The sequence below is a fragment of the Bacillus sp. PDNC022 genome (assembly GCF_016919285.1).
GTDB classification, from domain to species: domain Bacteria; phylum Bacillota; class Bacilli; order Bacillales; family Bacillaceae; genus Bacillus; species Bacillus safensis.
In genome coordinates, this window is the sequence record NZ_CP070345.1 from 810,364 (window position 1) to 833,096 (window position 22,733).

19 protein-coding genes and 1 other RNA gene are annotated in these 22,733 nt (G+C 41.3%); 15 read left to right on the plus strand and 5 right to left on the minus strand.

Annotated features, from left to right (window positions below; genetic code table 11):
* Nucleotides 1–6: 6 nt before the first annotated feature.
* From JVX94_RS04405 to odhB, 3 genes are all read left to right on the plus strand, one after another.
* Complete coding sequence (locus tag JVX94_RS04405) at nucleotides 7–1,923, plus strand: vWA domain-containing protein (protein WP_205184642.1); 1,917 nt, start codon at nucleotides 7–9, stop codon at nucleotides 1,921–1,923.
* Nucleotides 1,924–2,147: 224 nt separating this feature from the next.
* Entirely contained in the window at nucleotides 2,148–4,982 is a 2,835-nt protein-coding gene (sucA, locus tag JVX94_RS04410; protein WP_144470861.1) for a 2-oxoglutarate dehydrogenase E1 component, read from the plus strand.
* A 14-nt stretch (nucleotides 4,983–4,996) separates the two neighbouring features.
* On the plus strand, nucleotides 4,997–6,253 hold the full coding sequence (gene odhB, locus JVX94_RS04415; protein WP_034280584.1) for a 2-oxoglutarate dehydrogenase complex dihydrolipoyllysine-residue succinyltransferase: 1,257 nt from the start codon (nucleotides 4,997–4,999) through the stop codon (nucleotides 6,251–6,253).
* A gap of 35 nt (nucleotides 6,254–6,288) precedes the next feature.
* Here odhB and JVX94_RS04420 read toward each other — a convergent pair whose 3' ends face one another.
* The 4 genes from JVX94_RS04420 to JVX94_RS04435 all read right to left on the minus strand — a co-directional run bounded on the left by JVX94_RS04420 (nucleotide 6,289) and on the right by JVX94_RS04435 (nucleotide 11,664).
* Nucleotides 6,289–7,239, minus strand: coding sequence for a bile acid:sodium symporter family protein (locus tag JVX94_RS04420; RefSeq protein ID WP_205184644.1), 951 nt, complete (start codon nucleotides 7,237–7,239; stop codon nucleotides 6,289–6,291).
* A 149-nt stretch (nucleotides 7,240–7,388) separates the two neighbouring features.
* A complete protein-coding gene (locus JVX94_RS04425; RefSeq protein ID WP_095408785.1) occupies nucleotides 7,389–8,210 on the minus strand; it encodes a superoxide dismutase in 822 nt (273 codons plus the stop codon).
* Nucleotides 8,203–10,077, minus strand: coding sequence for a terpene cyclase/mutase family protein (locus JVX94_RS04430; RefSeq protein WP_205184646.1), 1,875 nt, complete (start codon nucleotides 10,075–10,077; stop codon nucleotides 8,203–8,205). Before JVX94_RS04430 ends, JVX94_RS04425 begins: the two co-directional genes overlap by 8 nt.
* A 102-nt stretch (nucleotides 10,078–10,179) precedes the next feature.
* Nucleotides 10,180–11,664: an aldehyde dehydrogenase family protein gene (locus JVX94_RS04435; protein ID WP_095408783.1), complete on the minus strand. Its 1,485-nt coding sequence runs from the start codon at nucleotides 11,662–11,664 to the stop codon at nucleotides 10,180–10,182.
* Nucleotides 11,665–11,875: 211 nt separating this feature from the next.
* On the opposite strand from JVX94_RS04435, the gene JVX94_RS04440 reads away from it, so the two are divergent.
* The 8 genes from JVX94_RS04440 (at nucleotide 11,876) to JVX94_RS04475 (ending at nucleotide 17,618) form a co-directional block, all read left to right on the plus strand.
* Nucleotides 11,876–12,088 (plus strand): DUF6501 family protein, encoded by a 213-nt coding sequence (locus JVX94_RS04440; RefSeq protein WP_024422683.1) that lies wholly within the window; start codon nucleotides 11,876–11,878, stop codon nucleotides 12,086–12,088.
* Nucleotides 12,089–12,137: 49 nt separating this feature from the next.
* Nucleotides 12,138–12,275, plus strand: a complete 138-nt coding sequence (locus JVX94_RS04445) for a DUF4025 domain-containing protein (RefSeq protein ID WP_075611524.1) — start codon at nucleotides 12,138–12,140, stop codon at nucleotides 12,273–12,275.
* A 279-nt stretch (nucleotides 12,276–12,554) separates the two neighbouring features.
* Nucleotides 12,555–12,893 carry a PH domain-containing protein gene (locus JVX94_RS04450; protein WP_095408782.1) on the plus strand — a complete coding sequence of 113 codons (339 nt, stop codon included), beginning with the start codon at nucleotides 12,555–12,557 and terminating at the stop codon, nucleotides 12,891–12,893.
* A 175-nt stretch (nucleotides 12,894–13,068) separates the two neighbouring features.
* Nucleotides 13,069–13,716 carry an SDR family oxidoreductase gene (locus tag JVX94_RS04455; RefSeq protein WP_111292994.1) on the plus strand — a complete coding sequence of 216 codons (648 nt, stop codon included), beginning with the start codon at nucleotides 13,069–13,071 and terminating at the stop codon, nucleotides 13,714–13,716.
* 91 nt (nucleotides 13,717–13,807) lie between these two features.
* Nucleotides 13,808–14,308: a TraR/DksA family transcriptional regulator gene (locus JVX94_RS04460; RefSeq protein ID WP_111926555.1), complete on the plus strand. Its 501-nt coding sequence runs from the start codon at nucleotides 13,808–13,810 to the stop codon at nucleotides 14,306–14,308.
* A 132-nt stretch (nucleotides 14,309–14,440) separates the two neighbouring features.
* Nucleotides 14,441–14,626: non-coding RNA, 6S RNA (gene ssrS / locus JVX94_RS04465), on the plus strand.
* A gap of 133 nt (nucleotides 14,627–14,759) precedes the next feature.
* A complete protein-coding gene (gene recQ / locus JVX94_RS04470) occupies nucleotides 14,760–16,562 on the plus strand; it encodes a DNA helicase RecQ (protein ID WP_205184648.1) in 1,803 nt (600 codons plus the stop codon).
* A 234-nt stretch (nucleotides 16,563–16,796) separates the two neighbouring features.
* On the plus strand, nucleotides 16,797–17,618 hold the full coding sequence (locus JVX94_RS04475; RefSeq protein ID WP_095408778.1) for a LysM peptidoglycan-binding and 3D domain-containing protein: 822 nt from the start codon (nucleotides 16,797–16,799) through the stop codon (nucleotides 17,616–17,618).
* 153 nt (nucleotides 17,619–17,771) lie between these two features.
* Here the strand turns inward: JVX94_RS04475 and JVX94_RS04480 are convergent, their stop codons facing one another.
* On the minus strand, nucleotides 17,772–18,284 hold the full coding sequence (locus JVX94_RS04480; RefSeq protein WP_223250994.1) for a GNAT family N-acetyltransferase: 513 nt from the start codon (nucleotides 18,282–18,284) through the stop codon (nucleotides 17,772–17,774).
* Between the two features lie 198 nt (nucleotides 18,285–18,482).
* Here JVX94_RS04480 and JVX94_RS04485 point away from each other — a divergent pair, with 198 nt between their 5' ends.
* From JVX94_RS04485 to prpB, 4 genes are all read left to right on the plus strand, one after another.
* Nucleotides 18,483–19,022, plus strand: a complete 540-nt coding sequence (locus JVX94_RS04485; protein ID WP_024422676.1) for a DUF420 domain-containing protein — start codon at nucleotides 18,483–18,485, stop codon at nucleotides 19,020–19,022.
* A 168-nt stretch (nucleotides 19,023–19,190) separates the two neighbouring features.
* On the plus strand, nucleotides 19,191–20,333 hold the full coding sequence (mmgD, locus tag JVX94_RS04490; RefSeq protein WP_144470847.1) for a citrate synthase: 1,143 nt from the start codon (nucleotides 19,191–19,193) through the stop codon (nucleotides 20,331–20,333).
* A gap of 2 nt (nucleotides 20,334–20,335) precedes the next feature.
* Nucleotides 20,336–21,772 (plus strand): bifunctional 2-methylcitrate dehydratase/aconitate hydratase, encoded by a 1,437-nt coding sequence (locus JVX94_RS04495; protein ID WP_095408775.1) that lies wholly within the window; start codon nucleotides 20,336–20,338, stop codon nucleotides 21,770–21,772.
* A 12-nt stretch (nucleotides 21,773–21,784) separates the two neighbouring features.
* Nucleotides 21,785–22,702 carry a methylisocitrate lyase gene (gene prpB, locus JVX94_RS04500; RefSeq protein WP_095408774.1) on the plus strand — a complete coding sequence of 306 codons (918 nt, stop codon included), beginning with the start codon at nucleotides 21,785–21,787 and terminating at the stop codon, nucleotides 22,700–22,702.
* The last annotated feature ends 31 nt before the right edge of the window (nucleotides 22,703–22,733 follow it).

The following is a 22,733-nucleotide window of genomic DNA, read 5'->3' on the forward strand; positions in this document are numbered from 1 at the left end:
TGACTTTTGAAATTCATCAAATTTAATGACAGCAGAATCGATTCATTTCTATTTATGGAATTAACGGATTTAGCCAAAACGTTAGCAAAAAGTGATGATGTCGAGCTTGAATACGGTGTGCAGTCCTACTATGAACCGTTTGAAAAGAAAATTTTCATCAGTCATTTTTGGGATGATCGTAAACAAGAAGATATGATAGCAGGGCTGAAAAGCGATGTGTTCCTTCGTGCAGTAGGGACGGTTTATAGCGATCTTACTGTATTTCAGGAGATCATTCGCTATGCCCATACATTATCCATTCCTGATGTATGTAAACAATTGTTTATGCTGTTTGAAGATATCCGAATTGAAGAGCGGATTAAACGAAGCCGCCCTGGAACAAAAAAGGTATTTAAACGAAGAAGAGAGTTATACCGGCGTCACTTTAAGACGCAATTAACAATTAACCAAGAACGAAGCATTTTAACGGATGCACTCTTTTGTGCGATTTATGTGAAGCTGACAGCTGATTCTCCGCTCGAAGAGATCCCGCCTCTTCATGAGGAGATCAACCCGATGATTCCGTTTATTGAGTCAAGTCTTGAACGTGTATATGATGCGGGTTCAACAGCAGACATCGCAGTTATTGTAAAAGAATTAATGGAAGGCTTCGATGAGCTTCTTGAAAAGGACATGCTGAATACGTACTTTTTCTTCCCTGAATTGGACTATGAACAAGCGGCAAAAGAACCGCTGTTCCATGACTTAAAAAGAAAACCTAAATTAAGTGAGGACATCAAAGTCGACAGAGAAAAAGAAGGCGATGAAGACATTCACCAAGAGTATATGGAAGTGTGGCATCGAGAAACCGAAGCGCCATCCAAAAGCTTCCTTCAATTTGATTTAGAGCACGGCGGTAAAAGTGATCTTGGTAAGGATGCAGCAAGAGAAGGTGATGACGGAGATCAGGCACTCGGAACTGTCCAAGGCTCTGCAAAGCAAACACACCGAAAAGATTATTCAAAGCTTGAGGCGCTGGAAGAGGCTGAAGGTGAAGAAAGCGGAGCAGACGGTCATGAAAATGGAAAAGAGAACAAATATGCGTTTCCAGTCATGATTTCACCAGATCCTCCTAGGCCAGAACAAATCGATGTATACAAGCAGCATGCGAAGGAAATTGAGCCTTACCAGAAACGCTTAAAACAAATGATCCAAAAAACTCTTGAACATAAAAAATCATGGCCTAAAACAGACCTTCATGCAGGACGTCTCAGCAAAAAGCTGATTCGCTATTTTACAGAATCTAATCCGCGTCTTTTCTATAAAAAACAGGCACCATCTTCGCAGATTGATGCTGTTTTCACCTTATTAGTTGACTGTTCAGCGAGCATGTTTGACAAGATGGATGAGACGAAAAAGGGCATTGTTCTATTTCATGAAGCGTTAAAATCCGTGCAAGTTCCACATCAAATTGTTGGGTTTTGGGAAGATACAAACGACGTGACTGAGACAAGTCAGCCAAACTACTTCAACACAGTCGTGTCGTTCAAAGATTCTCTATTTGATGCAGGTCCTTCCATTATGTCTCTTGAGCCAGAAGAGGATAACCGGGATGGCTATGCGATCCGCCAAATGACTAAGATGATTTTAAAACGAAGAGAAGAGCAAAAGTTTCTGATTGTCTTTTCAGACGGAGAGCCAGCTGCGTTCAGCTACGAACAAAATGGGATTGTCGATACGCATGAAGCAGTTCTTGAGGCGAGGAAAAAGGGCATTGAGGTAATCAATGTGTTTTTATCCAATTCGCCGATAGAAGAATCGCAGATGAAAACCATTCAAGATATGTATGGCAAGTTCAGCATTTTTGTACCAGATGTCGATACATTGCCAGATGTTTTATATCCATTACTGAAGAAACTGCTGCATAAAAGCATTGGGGCATAAGGTTTTGCCCCTTTCTTCAAATTATTTTTCGGAATGATTTAAATTTTTTGTTTTTCTGTGAATTTTTTATCTTTAATTGAACAAAGAATGTAGAAAGTAATCCAAAACAGTGGTAGAATATTATTGGAAGCGTTTTATTACATAAATTTGGTCATTGTGTTCTGGAAGTTATATCGAGATAGTGTTCAATCACTTGATGATCAAAGTTGGGGGTAGTGTTCAAAATGTTTCAAAATGATGTGAAACAACCGTTGAGTTGGGAAGAATTTCATGGTCCGAACCTCGGCTATGTGCTCGAGCTCTACGATCAGTATGTCCAGGATCCTACTAGTGTTGATGAAGATCTAAGAGGCATATTTGATGAACTTGGTGCACCACCGAGTGAAATGAAGGAGGAAATTGGGAAAAAAGAAAATAGCGTAGTTACTTCTGAACAAATCCAAAAGATAGCATCAGTCGTTAAACTGGCAGAAGACATCAGAACGTATGGCCATTTAAATGCTTCCGTCAATCCTCTTCGCAAAGAAAAGGAACTACAAGAGCTGTTTCCTTTAAAGGAGTACGGTTTAACAGAAGAAGATGTCAAGAATATTCCGATTTCTATTATTAGTCCGGATGCACCAAAACACATTTCAAACGGCATAGAAGCCATTAACCATTTGAGAAATACGTATAAGCGTACCATTTCATTTGAGTTTGATCACGTGCATGACTTCGAAGAGCGAAACTGGCTCTCAAAATCGATCGAGTCTGGTGAACTATTTAAGAAAAAACCAGCAGATAAATTAGTTTCTGTATTCAAGAGATTAACAGAAGTTGAGCAGTTCGAGCAGTTTCTTCATAAAACATTTGTTGGGCAAAAGCGCTTTTCTATAGAAGGTTTAGACGCACTTGTTCCAGTACTTGATGAGATTATTTCAGAGTCTGTTACACAAGGGACTTCAAATATTAACATTGGAATGGCACACAGAGGCCGTTTAAATGTATTAGCACATGTGCTAGGAAAGCCATATGAGATCATTTTCTCAGAATTCCAGCATGCGCCAAATAAAGAGCTCGTTCCATCAGAAGGCTCTATTGGCATCAGCTACGGATGGACAGGGGATGTTAAGTACCATCTTGGAGCTGACCGTCAAATCAAAGACGAAGATACAAAGAGTGCTAGAGTCACGCTTGCTAATAACCCAAGTCACTTGGAATTCATTGATCCAATCATTGAAGGAAGCACGCGTGCCGCTCAGGAATCACGTACTCAAAAAGGCTATCCAGTTCAAGACGTTGAAAAAGCGTTAGCCATCTTAATTCATGGGGATGCAGCATTCCCTGGTGAAGGAATTGTGGCAGAAACATTAAATTTAAGCCAGCTTGTAGGCTATCAAGTAGGCGGAACCATCCATATTATTGCCAACAATATGATCGGGTTTACAACGGAAAGCAATGAATCTCGCTCGACGAAATATGCAAGTGACCTTGCAAAAGGGTTTGAGATTCCTATTGTTCACGTCAATGCAGATGATCCAGAAGCGTGTTTAGCGGCTGTTCAGCTAGCTGTAGAATACCGCAAACGTTTCAAGAAGGATTTCCTTATTGACTTGATCGGCTACCGCAGATACGGTCATAACGAAATGGATGAACCTTCTACAACTCAGCCAATGCTGTACGATGCGGTCAGAAAGCACAAAACGGTCAAGAATATCTTTGCAGATAAACTTGTCGAAGAAGGTCTTTTGACAAAAGAACAGCGTGAAGAAATCGAGCAGGCTGTGACGTCTAAAATAGAAGAAGCCTATAAAAAGGTGCCTTCGAAGAAAGAGCATACGATTCAAGAAATCGAACTGCCAGAACCTGTATCAAACGGCTTCCCAGCAGTGGATACATCAGTAGAATTTGATGTATTGCGAAAGCTGAATGAAGAATTGATCAGCTGGCCGAATGATTTCCAAGTATTTGGAAAGCTGAAGCGGATCCTTGAAAAACGTGCAAAAGTGTTTACAGATGACCGTAAAGTAGAATGGTCACTTGGGGAAGCACTCGCATTTGCATCAATATTAAAAGACGGTACGCCAATTCGAATGACCGGACAGGATTCAGAGCGTGGTACTTTTGCTCAAAGAAACCTTGTTCTTCACGACAGTCAAACGGGTGATGAATTTATTGCTCTTCATGAACTGAGTGATGCAAATGCATCGTTTACTGTTCATAATAGTCCACTGTCAGAAGGCTCAGTCATCGGGTTTGAATATGGTTATAATGTCTATTCTCCTGAAACGTTAGTGATTTGGGAAGCTCAATTCGGAGACTTCGCAAATGCGGCTCAAGTGTATTTCGATCAATTTATCTCAGCAGGCCGTGCAAAATGGGGACAAAAATCAGGTTTAGTCATGCTGCTGCCGCATGGATATGAAGGACAAGGTCCTGAGCATTCAAGTGGAAGAACAGAGCGCTTCCTGCAATCAGCTGCTGAGAATAACTGGACAGTTGCGAACCTGACAAGTGCAGCGCAATATTTCCATATTCTTAGAAGACAGGCGAAAATGCTGCTTCGTGAAGAGATTCGTCCGCTTGTCATTATGACACCGAAGAGTCTGCTTCGTAACCCGAACACATTGTCTGAAGTCCAAGAATTAACGGATGGACAGTTCTGTCCAGTTCTTGAACAGCCAGGTCTTGTACATGATCACGAAAAAGTATCGCGTCTCGTGCTATCTAGCGGGAAGGTATCCATTGATATTAGTGATCGTTTTACTCAAATGGAAGAGCCGAAAGATTGGCTTCACGTTGCAAGAGTGGAACAGCTATATCCGTTCCCAGCCAAAGATATTAAAGGAATTTTAACAAAGCTGACAAACTTAGAAGAAATCGTATGGGTGCAAGAAGAACCACAAAATATGGGAGCTTGGGGATACATTGAGCCATATTTACGTGAAATTGCGCCTGAAAAAGTAAAAGTACGTTACATCGGCCGAAGAAGACGTTCAAGTACGGCTGAGGGTGATCCAACTGTGCATAAAAAAGAACAAGAACGAATTGTATCTGATAGCTTGACTCGCAAAAACTAAGGGGGAAATGAAAAATGGCGGAAATTAAAGTACCTGAATTAGCGGAATCAATCTCGGAAGGAACGATTGCTCAATGGCTAAAGCAGCCGGGCGATTATGTGGAGCAGGGGGAGTACCTGCTAGAACTTGAAACAGATAAAGTCAATGTCGAACTGACTGCTGAAGAATCTGGTGTACTAAAAGAAGTGCTGAAAGATTCTGGTGACACAGTACAAGTTGGAGAGGTCATCGGAACGATTGCAGCAGGTGAAGCTGGCGGAAGCGAGTCCGCAGCTCCAGCACCTGAACAAGCTTCTGCACCAGCTTCGAAAGAAGAACCGGCAGCTGCTCAAAAAGAAGAAGCAGTGAAAGAAGAGCCGAAAGCTGGTAATGGCAGAACCATCGCTTCTCCTGCAGCTAGAAAACTAGCGAGAGAGAAGGGATTAGACTTATCTGAGATTCCAACCGTAGATCCGCTGGGCAGGGTACGAAAGCAGGATGTCGCTTCTTATCAAAAGAATGAAGCACCTGCAAGTGCACCGAAAGCCGCGCCAAAAGCAAATGCTGCGGTGCAAACTGAACAACCAGGAAAGCCAGTTGAACGTGAAAGAATGTCACGCCGCAGACAAACAATTGCAAAACGTTTAGTTGAAGTTCAACAAACGGCAGCGATGCTGACGACATTTAATGAAGTCGATATGACAGCTGTGATGGATTTAAGAAAGCGTCGTAAAGATGCCTTCCTAGAACAAAATGATGTCAAGCTTGGCTTCATGTCCTTCTTTACAAAAGCAGTTGTAGCAGCACTGAAGAAATATCCGCTGCTTAATGCAGAAATTCAAGGTGATGAGCTTGTCTTGAAGAAGTTCTATGACATCGGCATCGCTGTTGCTGCAAACGAAGGACTTGTCGTACCGGTTGTCCGTGATGCAGACAGATTGTCATTTGCGGGGATTGAAAAAGAAATTGGTCATCTTGCGAAAAAAGCAAGAGATAACAAATTGTCTCTTAATGAGTTACAAGGTGGATCATTCACGATCACAAACGGCGGAACATTTGGTTCTCTGCTTTCAACTCCGATTTTAAACAGCCCGCAAGTTGGAATTTTAGGTATGCATAAAATTCAGCTTCGTCCGGTGGCAATTGATGAAGAACGTTTTGAGAACCGTCCAATGATGTATTTAGCTCTTTCTTATGACCACCGTATTGTCGATGGTAAAGAAGCAGTTGGATTCCTCGTTACGATTAAAAATCTGCTTGAAGATCCTGAGCAGTTATTACTTGAAGGATAATCTTCAATTATAAAAAGCTAGCACCTATTAAGGTACTAGCTTTTTTTCTTTTCGCTGTCATGTTGTCCTCGTTTTGACCAATACGTCGCAAGCCAGGAACCAGATAAGTTATGCCATACACTAAAAATCGCACTTGGTACGGCTGAGAGCGGTGAGAAGTGTGCTGTCGCAAGGGCTGCACCGAGCCCGGAGTTTTGCATGCCTACTTCGATCGAGATCGCTCTACGAGAAGGGATATCCATTTTGCACCACTTTGCGATCAGGTAACCAAATAAGAGACCAAGTGCATTATGTAATATAACAACGGCAAATATCAGCAATCCAGATTGAAGAATCTGCTCTTTATTTGCACTGACAACCGCTGCAATGATCAACACAATTCCAGCAACAGATACAAGCGGCAATGCTTGAACCGCATAGTTTACTTGTTTTTTGAAAAACACCTTAACGATAACACCTAAGATAATAGGAATTAGCACAACTTGGACAATCGACAAAAATAATGCCTCCGGTGATACAGGTAACCATGATCTTGCAAAAATATAGATAAAGAGAGGCGTTAAAAAGGGAGCAAGAAGGGTCGATATAGTTGTGACCGCTACGGATAATGCCATATTGCCTTTTGCCAAGAAAGTCATGACATTGGATGCTGTACCACCTGGGCAGCAGCCCACAAGAATAACGCCTACTGCAATTTCAGACGGCAGCCGTAATCCGTAAGCTAATAGAAAGGCGATCAGCGGCATGAGTGTGTACTGCGCCAAAACCCCGATGAGCACATAGAGAGGTTTACGAAAAAGTTCCTTAAAATCTTCACCGGATAACGTAAGCCCCATCCCAAACATAATGACGCCTAGTAAAAAAGGGATATACGGTCCAATCTGAGAAAATACGTCAGGAAAAGCAAATCCAAGACATGCAAAGATAATGACCCAGATTGCAAAGGTTCTTCCTGCAAATTGACTAATGGTTAAAAGAATGTTCATTCATTGCTTCATCTCACTTTCCTCACATATCTTTCCTATTTTAAACGAATTTTCTGAAAAAACAACCCATTCTTTATAAAGGTGTTAATAATAAAATTATGTAAACTAAAAATACCCCATATAAGCATTTGCCTATATGGAGCATCGTCTTAAAAAGGGGTCCATTTCACTTGCTGTGCTTGCTTAAGCCTTGCTTCTGGCTCATGCCAGTTGACTACATTCCACCAACGATCTACGTATTTCGGTTTTTCATTCAGATATTGAAGATAGTAGGCGTGCTCCCATACATCAAGCGCTAGGAGGGGGATTACGTCCCATTGTGACAAAAATTGATGGCGTTCTGCTTGTAAAATCTCTAATCGCTGGGATCTTGGCGCCCATACGAGAATAGCCCAGCCAACACCCTCTACTTGTTTGGCCGCTGCTGAAAATTGAGATTTAAATGCATCATAGCTGTCAAACGATTGTTCAATGAGACGAAGCATTTGTCCAGTGGGCTTTCGTTTTCCTGAAGGACTCATGGAAAACCAAAAAATACAATGTAAATAGTGCCCCGCACCATTGAAAGCAAGCTCCCGTTCCCAATGTTTGATCATTTTAAAATCATTGGTTCTTCTTGCATTTTTTAATGCAAGCTCAGCTTGGTTCAAACCATCTACATATGATTGATGATGCTTCTGATGATGCAAATACATAATTTCTTTTGAAATAAACGGTTCTAGTGCATCATACCGGTAAGGGAGAGGAGGTAACTTGTGACTTCCAGCTGCTACCTCTCGCATGTCTTCTTGTGGTTTCATATTCTCAGCAATACGTTCTGCCAGTTCGTACCACTCTTGTTCACTGGAATGTTCATCATCCATTGAGAACCATAAATGGTCTACTTTCTGACGGATGTTGTCATCTTGAATAGCGGGTTGAATGGAGCTAAGCCACTCTTTGAGCTGCATTCGATACTCTTCCTTATTCATTCTTACGCCTCATTTCTTCTAAAAATGTAGAACAAGCCATCATGGGAAAAACAAAAGGGTAGCTATGATAGGTGATGTAAAATTGCTTTGGCAGGCCAATGCCTACTGGATAGTACAAGGCTTCACTCGTGTGCTGATGATGGATCAAAAATGAGATGGCTTTTAAAATCGTTTTGTCATCAGGCTTCTCATATTGTAAAAGTGCCTCTGCTGCCCAAGCGGTCTGAACCACTGTGCCAAACGGGAGAGGGACGTACGTTTTTACCTCTGCACTTTTACACGATTCTCCGAAGCTGCCATCTTCTCGTTGAATCTGCTTTAAAAATCGGCACGCTTTTTGAACAGCAGGATGGGTGGAGGGGATGCCGGCAGCTTTTAGTCCTGTTAATGCTGCCCACGTTCCATAAATATAGCAAACACCCCATCTGCCAAACCATGATCCATTTTTCTCTTGATGATCTAGGAGCCACTTAACACATTGATCTTTTTGGCTGTGAATAGGTAGTGACATGTTTTTCTCTTCAAGACCAATGAGATGAAGCACACGGCCTGTAATATCGGGAGTCGATGGATCGATCGCTGCATCCTCCGCAGATTCAAGCGGCAGATGTCGAAGCAGGAAGTGATCTTGATTTTTTTCAAAAGCAGAGAACCCGCCATCACGGTTTTGCATGGAAAGAAGCCAATGAAATCCTCGTTGCCACTGAATTGGTGCGTACGTTCGAGGAATGGCTTTTAAGACAATTTGTGTATCATCACAATCAGGATTATTCGTGTTGATATCTGAAAAACCAAAGCCTCCCGGAGCAGCATGCCGGTTATGGATCGCCCAATCTGCTTTCTTCATTTGCTGCCGATTCAGTAAGTATGAGAAAGACTTTGTGATGACTGGGTCTTCTTGTTTTTTGCCAGCTTTTTGAGAAGCATAACTGACAAGTGCTGTATCCCAAACTGTGGATGTGGAATTTTCTGCATACATTCTGCCCTGACAGTTTGTGACTAGCTTTTTCATGCCTTTGACTGCTTTTAAAATGAGATGATGTCCCGGTGAGTAGCCAAGGCTCATCAGTGCATAGACCATAAAAATACTTGCACTTAAATAGCTGTACAGCGTGCCATCTTTTTCAAGGCGGTCAAACATATATCGCTTTGCTGCTTCATATCCGAAAAAGTCCAGCCGGCTGTCAAGTGCTGTATACGATCGCATGTAAGACAGAAAGTGATGAGTGGAACGTTCTTCTGTTGCCATAAACCAGTCAAATGGATTTTTAGTCATGTTTGCATCAAGGTGTGCTAGGCTTGGGAATTTCTCATGAGAGGTATATCGTTTGTTGAGTGCAATCATCATTGGCACAAAGTGAATTCTTGCATATGCACTAAGGTGATAGAAGTGCAGCGGAAAGTATGTAGGGACGAGTAAAAATGAAAGTGGTGCATAGAAGTACGGCCAAGGGTGCATGCCGTTGACGGCGAGCATCCACTTTGTCATAAAGTGAACGTTCTTTAATCCACCTTTTGATCGAATATATTGCGCTGCTTTTTCCATATGCGGCTCATCTTGTTGAAACCTGCCTGAAACAAGCATTCCGCAATAGCCTTGCACAGTGGCAGTTACATGGCCCGTTTGATCATGATACAAAGAAAAAGACCCATCCTCATTTTGCTTTTCGCGTATTGCTTCTGCTAATTGATCAACCAAAGCCTGATCCGTATCACCAACAGCCTTTAACAGCATAATCAAAAAAGCATTTGTCATCATTGGACCTTCAAAGCAGAAAACAAAGGCGCCATCTTCTCGTTGTCTACGCTGCATTTGCATGTGCAATTCTTCGATAAATTCGTTTACTTTTGTATGAAAATCTTGCATAAGCGGCCATGCTCCTTTCCTTTCATACTATATTCAGGAGCCGGCCTGTCACATGCAAACACAAAAAAGCCGATGACAGGGTCACCGACTTTCTTAACGTCATTAGTCTTGGAGATTAATCCATACACTTTTGACTTCTGTATAGTTGTTAAGGGCATATGATCCCATTTCTCTGCCAAGACCTGATTGCTTATATCCTCCAAACGGGGAGGCGGCATCAAAAACATTATAGCAGTTGACCCAAATCGTTCCTGCTTCAAGACGTGCAGCGATATCATGGGCATGCTTTAAGTTTTCTGTCCAAAGTCCTGCTGCTAATCCATATTCAGACTGGTTGGCTCGTTCAACCACTTCATCAATGGAATCGTAAGGAATTGCAGATAAGACAGGTCCGAAGATTTCTTCTTTGGCAATGGTCATTTCATCTTCTACATCTTTAAAAATAGTAGGGGAGACAAAATAACCAGCCTCATAAGGGCAATCGCCACCGACAACGGCTGTTGCCCCTTCGGATTTACCTTTTTCAATATAGCCTAACACGCGTTCGTGCTGTTCTTTACTTACAAGAGGTCCAATTTGCGTATCTTGATGAAGACCAGCGCCTTGTCTGAGTGATCCTGCATATTTGGCCATTTGATCGACCACTTCATCATATTGGCTCCGGTGAACAAAGACTCTGGAGCCTGCGCAGCATACTTGGCCTTGGTTAAACATGACACCATTTAAAGCACCTGGAATGGCTTTCTTTAAATCTGCATCTGGCAAAATAATATTCGGTGATTTTCCGCCAAGCTCTAATGTGACTCTCTTAATGGTTTTAGCCGCTTTCTCCATAATTAATTTTCCAACACTTGTTGACCCTGTGAAGGCAAGCTTATTCACGTCAGGATGATCAGTTAAGGCATCTCCGGCTGTTTCACCAAATCCAGGAACGATGTTAATCACGCCTTCTGGGAAGCCGGCCTTGTCCACTAATTCTGCTAAATAAAGAGCAGAGAGCGGCGTTTGTTCTGCTGGCTTTAAAACGATGGTACATCCTGTTGCAAGTGCGGCGCCCATTTTCCACATGGCCATAAGCAGCGGGAAGTTCCATGGGATGATTTGTCCTACAACCCCAACCGGTTCATGGCGGGTATAATTAAAATATCCTTGACTGACAGGAATGGTTTGTCCATTCATTTTTGTCGTCCAGCCCGCATAATAGCGCATGTGCTCAATAGCGAGGGGGATATCTGCATTTGTTGTTTCATTAATTGGTTTTCCGTTATCTAAAGTTTCTAGCTGTGCAAGCTCTTCTTGATTTTCTTCCATTAAATCAGCAAGCTTGAACATGAGGCGGGCGCGTTCAGCGGCAGACATTGAGCGCCAAGGACCATGAAAGGCTTTTTTTGCTGCTTTTACGGCCTCATCAATATCTTTTGCACCTGCTTCATATACATCAATAAGGGTTTCACCTGTGGCTGGGTTAGGAGTAGAAAAGGTTTTGTTATCGTGACTTGTGACAAACTGACCATTAATGTAGAGTTTTTTCGTCCCTTGGAGAAAAGATTCGAGTTTTGAACTAATTTGAAGTGTTGTAGAGCTCATAAATAAACAAACCTCCTTAAAGATATGGATTGTTTTCTGCGAGTTCTAGGTGGGAAAGCGGACATGCAACGAATTTGTATACGCACACAGATGTAAACGTATACAATTATCATATTACACGACATGTTTGAAAGCAATCCATAACACTCATTGCATTTCGCAAAAATTTGGCTACAATAAATGTATAGATGAAAAAAGGAGTTTTTAAATCATGATCCATCAAAACTGGCAAACGGCTCAAACGTTAAAACAAGTAAAATGTGTACATACTAACGCGAAAAAATATATGGTTGACCGGGCATTAACGGTTGGAAGCACATATGAAGTGAAAAATGAAACAGAGGAATTCCTGTTTGTCGTGGACAATACGGGTAAAGTAGGCGGGTATTACAAGGAGTATTTCGAAGATATTTCGGCTGAATGATTTTGAGGGTCATCACTCATACTAAGAAAAACAGTAAAGGGTGATGATGATGAAAAAGCAGCAAAATGACGAGCAGAAAAATCAAAATGCATGGCATGAACACGAGGACGCTGATATGGCGATTACGCTTGAACAGATTTCCGATGTGTATGCCGAGGGAACGATTGATACACCAAAAGACGAATAGTCATTTGAAAAACAGTGATTTGGCATAATCACTGTTTTTTTATTGGAATGATTCAGCATTTTTCTCGAAAAGAACTGAAACTTTTTTCCTGGTTTAACTGTCTAAATAAGTAGAGGAAAGAGCATCGGATCAAAAAGTAAAAGTTAAATGAAATTTAATCTATTCGTAATGGAATAACAACCATTTATAGCGTATTCTATAAGTGAGAATAAAACGTACCCACAGAGCCGTGTGGCCGTTTTGTCATAAAGGAATTTGATGCAGGAAGAGGGGGTTTACGTGGGTATTTTTTCTGTCAGTAAACAAAATGATAAGAAATTCGAATCCTTATTGATTGAAGGGGAAAGAATTGAGGCTGTTTACAGACTGCGTCACGACCAAATTTGCTTTACTAATAAACGACTGATCTTTGGCGATAACCGCGTATTTTCTAAGAAGAAAGTCAGGGTCTCCTTGCCGTATCGATCAATTGAAAGTTTTGCCATACAAGAAGCTGGCGTGTTTGATCAGGACACAGGTATGCTGATTGTCACAAGCTCAAAAGTATTTGAACTCGACTTTTCTAAAGAGACGGATTTGAGTGATGTGCAAGCCATTTTGACAAAACATCTTTGCTGATCAATCTTGCGATTACATAGATCATATGCACTTTTCTCATTCTTCGTTCTTATTTTTATAGACCGCACATTGCTAAGCCTTTCCCATCTGATGGGAAGGGCTTTTTTCTGCTTAAGTGTTTGAATGATAGAAAAAAAGGATAAAGATGAAACAGATATAGAAAGGAGAATGAACAATGAAAGTGTTGGTTGCAGGAGCAAATGGACATACAGGTAGACTTGTCATTCGTTATTTAAAAGAAAAAGGACATGAGCCGCTTGCTCTCATTCGAGATGAAAAACAAGCTGATGCGCTAAAAGAACTTGGTGCAGCACCTGTCATCGGTGATCTTGAAAACGATGTGACCGATGCTGTGAAACAAGCAGACGCTGTCATCTTTGCAGCTGGTTCAGGATCAAAAACAGGCGCAGATAAGACCATTGCGGTGGATCAAGAAGGTGCAAAACGCCTCGTTGATACAGCGAAAAAAGAAAACATCCAGCATTTTGTTATGCTTAGTGCTTATAATGCTGATGATCCGAACCAAGGAAAAGGGCAAGGAAGTATGGAAACTTATTATGAAGCGAAAAGAAAAGCAGACGAGCACTTAAAACAGTCTGGTCTTTCCTATACGATTGTCCGTCCAGGTGCCTTGCTGCATGAGGGGAAGACAGGAAAGATTGAAGCTGCCGAACATATTCCAGATGATCAAAACATTGAGATTTCAAGAGAGGACGTAGCCATTGTTCTTGTGGAAAGCTTAACAGAATCCAATGTGAAAAATAAGTCCTTTGACTTGATGAAAGGCGATAAATCAGTAGAAGAAGCACTTCGCCATCTGTAAGAGAAGAAAGCTGCTGCCAAATAGGCGGCGGCTTTTTTGATGTTTTCTTTTCCCATTCAGCGGGAAGGTAATGAGAAAGGAGTGATTGACCGTGGGCTTAACTAAAGAACAACAAGCTGATTTATACGAAAGATTGATTCAGTTAAAAGAAGATGTGAAGGGATCAAAAAAGAAAGAAGAATCGATGCTCGTTGAATCGAGTGAGATTTCAAATGGTGTTGGGAATCATATCGCTGATCATGGGAGCATCTATTTAGACCGCATGACAGAACAAACGCTGGATCAAGTTGATGATCAGCTTGAAGGTGAAATCGATGCAGCATTGAAACGAATGGAAGACGGAACATATGGGATATGTGAGAAAACAGGGAAAGAGATCCCATACGAGCGTTTAAAAGCAGTTCCATATACACGTTATTCAATCGATGCAAAGAAAAATGAAGAAAACACTCAAGATCCAAACGAGTTTGACCGTTCATTCTCCGATCAAATGCGCGATTTAACGAATAGAGAAACAATGGATCAGATGCATTCAGATACGTATGAAAGATTAGAGGAAGAGCAAGATGTGGATGTAGATGAGGAAAAATAGGATCATAAGTGAAGGTTAAATTTTTTCAGAATAATTTTTTCTTATGTACACATAAACAAATAACTTGTATACATGAGTCTTTCGTAGAAAAAAGATCTCTTGAAATTTAATAAACTTTCGTGTAATATAGTTTAAAGGCTGCGATGTGCGTAATGTTAATTAAGTTTTAACCTTTAAGCTGTAATAGGGAGTTTTATATTGAAGCCGGAATGTCATGCCTCCTTAGCGAGGAAGACAGGAACGTTTCTGCAAACACCCACTTTGAGGAGTGGTGGTTTAAAACTTTCTTACTTAGATTACGGCATCCGCAGCTTTTCCTATGATCATTCAAGCCATTTTCCATTTCGGAAAATGGCTTTTTATTTTGTGAAAAAACGAAATTGAATAGACAGCCGGAAGAGGCATGAATGTATGTTAAAATAGACAAAACAAAAGACGGAGAGGGAATTGGATGTTAGAACAAGCAGAAGCACTCCTGAAACAATACTTTGGCTTTGACGCCTTTAGAGAGGGACAGAAGCAAGCCATTGAATCGATTGTAAACAAACAGAAGGATACCGTCTGCATTATGCCGACAGGCGGAGGGAAATCGGTTTGCTACCAGATTCCTGCCTTGATGATGGAAGGAACAACAATCGTAGTATCCCCGCTAATTTCTCTAATGAAAGATCAAGTCGATGCGCTAAATGAGATGGGCATACGATCGTCCTTCTTAAACAGCACACTTTCAGCAGCTGAAATGAATAAAAGGCTGAAAAAATGTGAAAATGGGGAATATCAGCTGCTTTATATTACACCTGAACGTTTACAAAATGAACGCTTTTTTCAGCTGCTTGATCGGTTAACGATCCCTTTAATTGCAATTGATGAAGCACACTGTATATCTGAGTGGGGGCATGATTTTAGGCCAAGCTATCGCTTTATTCAAGAATGCTTAAATCAGCTGACAAAAAGGCCAGTGATTGTCGCATTAACGGCTACAGCCACGAAAAAGGTCCACCGGGATATATGTGAACAGCTTGGCATGAACGAAGAAGAAACCATTTTTACTGGGTTTGCTAGAGAGAATTTATCTTTTCAGGTGGTCAAAGGAGAAAATAGTGACCGCTTTATCACACATTATATGAAGAAAAATAAGCTTGAGTCCGGCATTATTTATACTGCTACAAGAAAAGAAGCTGAAAATATTTATAATCGGCTCAAGAAACAAAAGATCAAAGCGGGCATTTATCATGGCGGGTTAGATGATGATGTGAGAGAAGAGCAGCAAAACCTGTTTTTAAATGATGACATCCAGGTCATGGTCGCTACATCTGCATTTGGCATGGGAATTAATAAGTCAAATGTCCGTTTTGTGATTCATCATCAAATACCGAGGGATATTGAAAGCTACTATCAAGAAGCTGGACGCGCCGGCAGAGACGGGCTCCAAAGTGAATGCATTTTACTGTTTTCGCCGCAGGGCGTACGAATGCAGCGCTTCCTCATTGAACAGTCAACAGAGGATGAAGTGCGTTATCAGCATGAACTGCTTAAACTTAGACAAATGGTCGATTACTGTCACACTGAGCAATGCCTGCAGCAATTTGTGATGGACTACTTTGATCAAACAGCAAGTACCCCTTGCCAAAAATGCAGCAATTGCCTTGATGAGAGAGAGCGTGAAGAGGTTACTCGAGAAGCACAAATGGTTTTATCGTGTACGGTTAGAATGAACGAGCGATTTGGAAAAATGATGATTGCACAAGTACTGGCAGGCTCTAAAAATAAAAAAGTGCTTGACCTCGGTTTCAACCGTCTTCCTACATATGCTTTAATGAAGCAGCAATCAGCCCAGCAAATCAGTGATTTCATCGAATTTTTAATTACAGAAGAGTATTTGCACATGTCTGAAGGGGCTTATCCAACATTAAAAGTGACATATAAAGGGAAGAAAGTGTTAGTCGGACAAGAGGCTGTGTATAAAAAGCAGGCAGTTAAAAGAGAGGCGATTCAAGAAAACGATGCATTATTTGAGCAGCTGAGAGCGGTGAGAATGAAGCTGGCGAGAGAGCAGGGCGTTCCGCCATTTGTTGTATTTTCTGATCAAACCTTGAAGGAAATGTCAGCCGTTCAGCCTAAAACAGAAGAAGAACTTCTCCATATTAAGGGAATAGGCGCTCAAAAAAGAGAGAAATACGGGGATGTTTTTTTAGAAGAAATCCATTTATTTATAGAAAAAGAGAAAAATAAAGAGATTGAAGAAGAAAAATAAATTTTTTTCGCTGCGTTTGGACACGTTTTCATCAGGACATTTCTGATCCTTTCAAAACCTTGATATGGCGGGTAATTGAGCTGTTTTGTGGTCTGATTTACCAATGGAGAGAGATGTTTCATGTAAAGGAACTGTAATCTAAAACATATCGTTTTGTTATTGAATTGACATTTACATATGTTACGATAGCACTCGTTAGCCGCCATAAAAAGCTAACAAGGGAGGATTTACTTTATGAAGAAGACTATTATGTCCTTGGTTGCTGTTGCAGCAATCTCAACAACAGCATTTGGAGCACAGCAAGCTTCTGCAAAGGAAATCACTGTGAAGAAAGGTGATACACTTTGGGGAATCTCTCAAAAAAATGATGTGTCTCTAAAGGACCTAAAGGGTTGGAACAATTTATCTACTGACATGATTTATGTAGGTGATAAATTGACAATCTCTTCAAAAGAGAAAACTCAGGAGCAGTATAAAGTCCAGAAGGGGGACAGCCTCTGGAAAATCGCTCAAAAATTCAATGTGTCAATTAGCGATATTAAGTCTTGGAATAACTTAAACTCAGATATAATTATGATTGGTTCAACACTAAGTGTTGCTGGTCAAAGCTCAGCTCCGGTAAGCTCAGAGCCTGTACAAAAACAGGAGCCTGTCCAAAAAGAGCAAACAACACAAAAAGCTGCTCCTAAAAAGGAAACAACGAAAAAAGTTGCTCCTAAAAAGGAAACAGCTAAAGCAGAATCATCTTCTGCTAGTCAAAGTGTACAAAAAGAAATGACTGTAACGGCTACGGCTTATACAGCAAATGATGGTGGCATCTCAGGTATCACTGCAACAGGGGTAAACTTAAACAAAAACCCAAATGCAAAAGTAATTGCAGTAGATCCAAGTGTCATTCCATTAGGAAGTAAGGTTTATGTTGAAGGCTACGGTGAAGCCATCGCAGCAGATACTGGCGGCGCAATTAAAGGTAACAAAATTGATGTACATGTACCAAGCAAATCCCAAGCAAAAAATTGGGGCGTAAAATCAGTCAAAGTGAAAGTACTTAACTAGTAACTTATTGTTTTTTGGAAGAAAGCATCAGGTGGCGGCCTGATGCTTTTATTGTACCCTTTTTTTGGTCAAAAAAACACATATTTTTCAGAAAAATTTGCATTTTCGACATAAACCAGCGTATATTCCGTCATACACGCTGGTTTTTTGTCGTTAGCTGTCCACCCAATAAATTTCTCCGCTTTGTTCTTTCCAATTAATTTGGACATCAAATTGGTGCTTTTCATAAAAGTGAATCAAGCGGTCCACGTGATTCCAATCTCTTTTGACGAGATCACCTGTAATAACTGGAATGTTCTGCTCTCTTGCGATTTCTTTTAAATGCTTCATACAGATTGAGCCGTATCCATTATCGGGAGGGCCTTTAATATCAGCAATATGAATCTTTCCTTCTTCAGGATATTCAGCAATTAAGGAAAAATCAGATTGTCCGCGAAAAGCTTTTTCACAATCGGTCAGCATGATTTTACATGTATCAGCATTTTCAATGGCAGAGACAATCATCCATTCATCTTCTTTCGCCTGATCAATGCCAATGATCTTTGCCTTTTTCGAAATATCTTTCATATTTTCTTGCATTCGATACATTTGGAACTGCAATTGCTGTAATTCTTGCTCTAACGTCTTCACATCTTTGGGTGTTTCCTGTAAGATTGACAAGTCCATTACTCCTTTCATATAAGAAATGATAAAAATCACATAAATTCCAATTTTAAAGGAAGTGGATGGATCTTTCAAGCCGTTAGAATGCCGATCTTCGGCAAGTTTGTCTAAAATTCGACGAAGACAGCGAATTCATTGACTTTATAGAGAAAGTTAAATAACATACTCTTAGTCGGAACTAATAAAGAGAGGTTTTCAAACATGAACGAACAGAATCAAAAACCGAAAAATTTCACCGGCATTGTTGTCATTTTAACAATTGCCATAAACGGATTAATCGCTTTATTATTTTTAATGCCAAAAACAGATAAATTTAGTCATCTGGATATTACATTTCTGCCGTTACTGAATGCCGTGATGAACAGCTTTACGTTTATCTTCTTACTTTCAGCACTCATTATGATTAAACAAAAGAACATTAAAGCGCATAGACGATTTATCTTTGCTGCATTTTCAACAACACTTGTCTTTTTAATTTCGTATGTGACGTATCATTCAATGGCAGCTGATACACACTTCGGAGGAGAAGGGATCATCCGTCCAATTTACTTCTTTATTTTGATTACACATATTGTGCTCTCAGCTATTATTGTACCGCTTGCACTGATTACACTATTTAGAGGCGCACAGATGCAGGTCGAGCGTCACCGTAAAATTGCCCGCTGGACGATGCCGCTTTGGCTCTATGTTAGTCTCACTGGTGTCATTGTATATATCATGATTTCTCCATATTACAGCTAACGTATGTCCAACTGGACATACGTTCTTTTATTTACAAGATGAAGTGCTTTGGATAAAATGGGAATTGGGTATCCGACTTGCACGGTATCTTCCCATCTATAGATTCGCATCATTTCTGGCCGTTTGCTCGTTTGGAGATCAACAATTGGACGAAACGGGGGTTATATGATGACTGAACAATTGCAGTATAAACCGGGGCTTGAAGACATTGTGGCAAGCGAAACGTCCATATCATACTTAGATGTGGAGCAAGAGGAAATTGTGATTCGCGGGTACGACCTCATTGAGCTGGCACAAAACAAGACATATTTAGAAACAGCCTATCTGCTTATTTATGGAAGATTACCAGATAAGATGGAATATCATCAATTTCAGCAAGATATATCCTCACAAACCAGCTTACATCCAACCATTCAAACCATTTTAACCAAGCTGCCAAAATCCACTCACCCTATGGATGCAATGAGAACGTGCTTATCTGCTCTTGCAGGGTATGATGACGCATTACATGATCGATCTGAAGCGTGCCAAAAGAGGCGTGCAGTTCGATTACTAGGCCAGCTGCCGGCCATTGTTGCTGGGAGCTATTATATTCTCACAAAAGACGCCGCTATTTCTCCAGATCAGACCAAATCCTACACTGAAAACTTTTTATCCATGCTAACTGGACGCACCCCGACACAAGACGAAATCACCGCTTTTGACCAAACACTTACATTATATAGTGAACATGAGCTGCCGAATTCAACGTTTGCGGCTAGAGTCATTGCATCCACGCATTCTGACATGTATGGTGCTTTTACTGGAGCGATCTCTTCATTAAAAGGTGACCTGCACGGAGGAGCGAATGAAGCTGTCATGCACATGCTTCTAGAAGGAAAAACAACAAAAGGATTTCTTGCGCTCATTGAACGAAAATTAGCCGCAAAAGAAAAGATGATGGGCTTTGGACATAGGGTATACATGAGAAAAATGGACCCGCGAGCGGCTCTTTTAAAACGTTCATTGAAAACGCTTACGGAATCAAAAGGCGATACAACACTATATGACATGTGTGTAGCAGGAGAGGCATACATGAAAGAGCAGAAAAACCTCTATCCGAATCTTGATTATTACGCCGCACCGATTTATTACGTGCTCGGAATTCCTATTTCACTTTATACACCCATTTTCTTTGCTGCAAGAGCTAGCGGATTAGCCGCACATGTTATTGAACAGCATTTGCATAATCGCATTTTTAGACCGAGAGTCCGGTATTTAGGGCCAAGAGGATTAAAGGTTTCAAATGATGATGGAAAAACGGGGGAATGAACATGAACAAAACAGCAGTCGCCAATCAAACAGATCAGCTATTAGAAGAAATCGCAGCCTATGCAGTAGACGGAGAAATTACGAGTAAAGAAGCCATTGAAACGGCGCGGTATGTGCTCATAGACACACTTGGGTGCGGAATGCTGGCGCTCAATTTTCCAGAATGTACGAAGCACCTTGGACCCATCGTACCTGGAACAGTCGTGCCAAACGGAGCAAGAGTTCCCGGTACTTCGTTTGTGCTAGATCCTGTTCAAGCGGCTTTTGATATTGGCTGTATGATCCGCTGGTTAGATTATAATGACACGTGGCTTGCACAGGAGTGGGGGCACCCGTCAGATAACTTAGGCGGAATATTAGCTGTAAGTGATTATATCAGCAGAACACGCCTTGCAAACGGAGAAGAGCCGCTAACGATGAATGACGTACTGCATGCAATCGTCAAGGCACATGAAATTCAAGGTGTGCTCGCTTTAGAAAATTGTCTGAATCGAAATGGATTGGATCATGTGTTATTTGTCAAAGTGGCAACAAGTGCAGTTGTATGTGCAATGCTTGGCGGAACAAAGGAAGAAGTCCAGCATGTTTTATCACAAGCGTTTGTTGATAATTCCCCGCTTAGGACGTATCGCCACGCCCCAAACACAGGGTCGAGGAAATCATGGGCAGCAGGGGATGCAACAAGCCGCGGAGTGAGACTGGCAATGATGACTCGTAAAGGAGAAATGGGCTATCAAACGCCGCTTAGTGCAGAGAAGTGGGGATTTGAAGATGTTCTCATGAAAGGAAAATCGCTTACGCTTGCTCAGCCCCTTGGATCATACGTCATAGAAAATGTTCTTTTCAAAATTGCTTACCCTGCTGAGTTTCATGCGCAGACAGCTGCAGAGGCGGCTGTGATGCTGCATGATGCTGTAAAAGATCGTTTAGATGACATTGACCGGGTAGAGATTACGACACATGAGTCAGCGATTCGGATTATTGATAAGAAAGGGCCCCTTTATAATCCGGCAGACCGTGATCATTGCTTGCAGTATATTACAGCCATAGGACTGATTTATGGTGAACTGACAGCGGACCATTATGAAGAAGAAACGGCGCAAAATCCGGCCATTGATCGTCTTCGTGATCGAATGGTTGTGAAAGAGGATAAACGTTATACAGAGGATTATTTAGATCCGAAAAAGAGATCGATTGCAAACTGTGTACAAATTTTCTTTAAAGATGGGACGATGACAGACCGAATTGAGATTGAATACCCGCTTGGTCATCGCAGAAGAAGACAGGAAGGCATTCCGCTGCTTGAAAAGAAATGGGTCTATCATTTGAAAACAAGATTTCCGCAAAAGCAAGTGGATCAAATTGTGTCACTCTGCCAAAATCCAAATCAATTAAAAACAACAACAGTACCAGCATTTATGGACTTATTCGTTATATAAGGGGGAGCTAGCGTGTGGATCGTGAATGAAGAAAGAAGTCAGGCTGATTTAGCCGCAGCCTTTAAAGAACAAATGAACAAATCAGCTTTATTTCAAATTCCAGGCGTTCACGATGGAATGTCTGCGCTCTATGCGAAAAAAATGGGCTTTCAAGGGCTCTATTTATCAGGTGCCGCTTTTTGTGCCAGCAAAGGACTGCCAGACCTCGGCATGATCCATTCAACAGAAATGGCTGAAAAAGCGAAGGAGATTATTCGAGCTTCCCAGCTGCCGCTTTTGGTCGATATGGACACAGGTTATGGCGGTGTTTTAAATGCAGCAAGAGCGGCAAAAGAAATGGTTGAAAGCAAAGTGGCAGCTGTTCAAATTGAAGATCAGCAAATGCCAAAAAAATGCGGGCATTTAAACGGGAAATCACTCGTTCCAGTAGAAGAAATGGTCGCAAAAATCAAAGCCATCAAACAAGCGGCACCAACACTTTTGGTGATTGCAAGAACCGATGCAAAGTCCGTAAATGGAATGGAGGATGTCATCCGCCGGGCCAATCTTTACGTAGAAGCAGGAGCTGATGCTATTTTTCCTGAGGCACTCATCACAGCAGAGGACTTCACGCATGCGTCAAACTATATTAAAGGTCCGCTCCTTGCAAACATGACGGAGTTTGGCAAGACGCCTTATTATCATGCAGACGAATTTTCTGTATTTGGCTTTCAAATGGTCATTTACCCTGTGTCATCACTTAGAGTTGCTGCAAAAGCGTATGAGCGTTTATTTACAGAAATCATGGAAAAGGGAACGCAGCAGGGGATACTTGGGGATATGCAAACGAGAAAAGAGCTCTATGAAACGATTCATTATGATGAATATGAGGAAATGGACCAGCATTTAGCAAAAACGATCCTCCCGGAAATTGGGAAAGAACAGCGATAAAATGAAAAGCACTTCCTTTACGGAAGTGCTT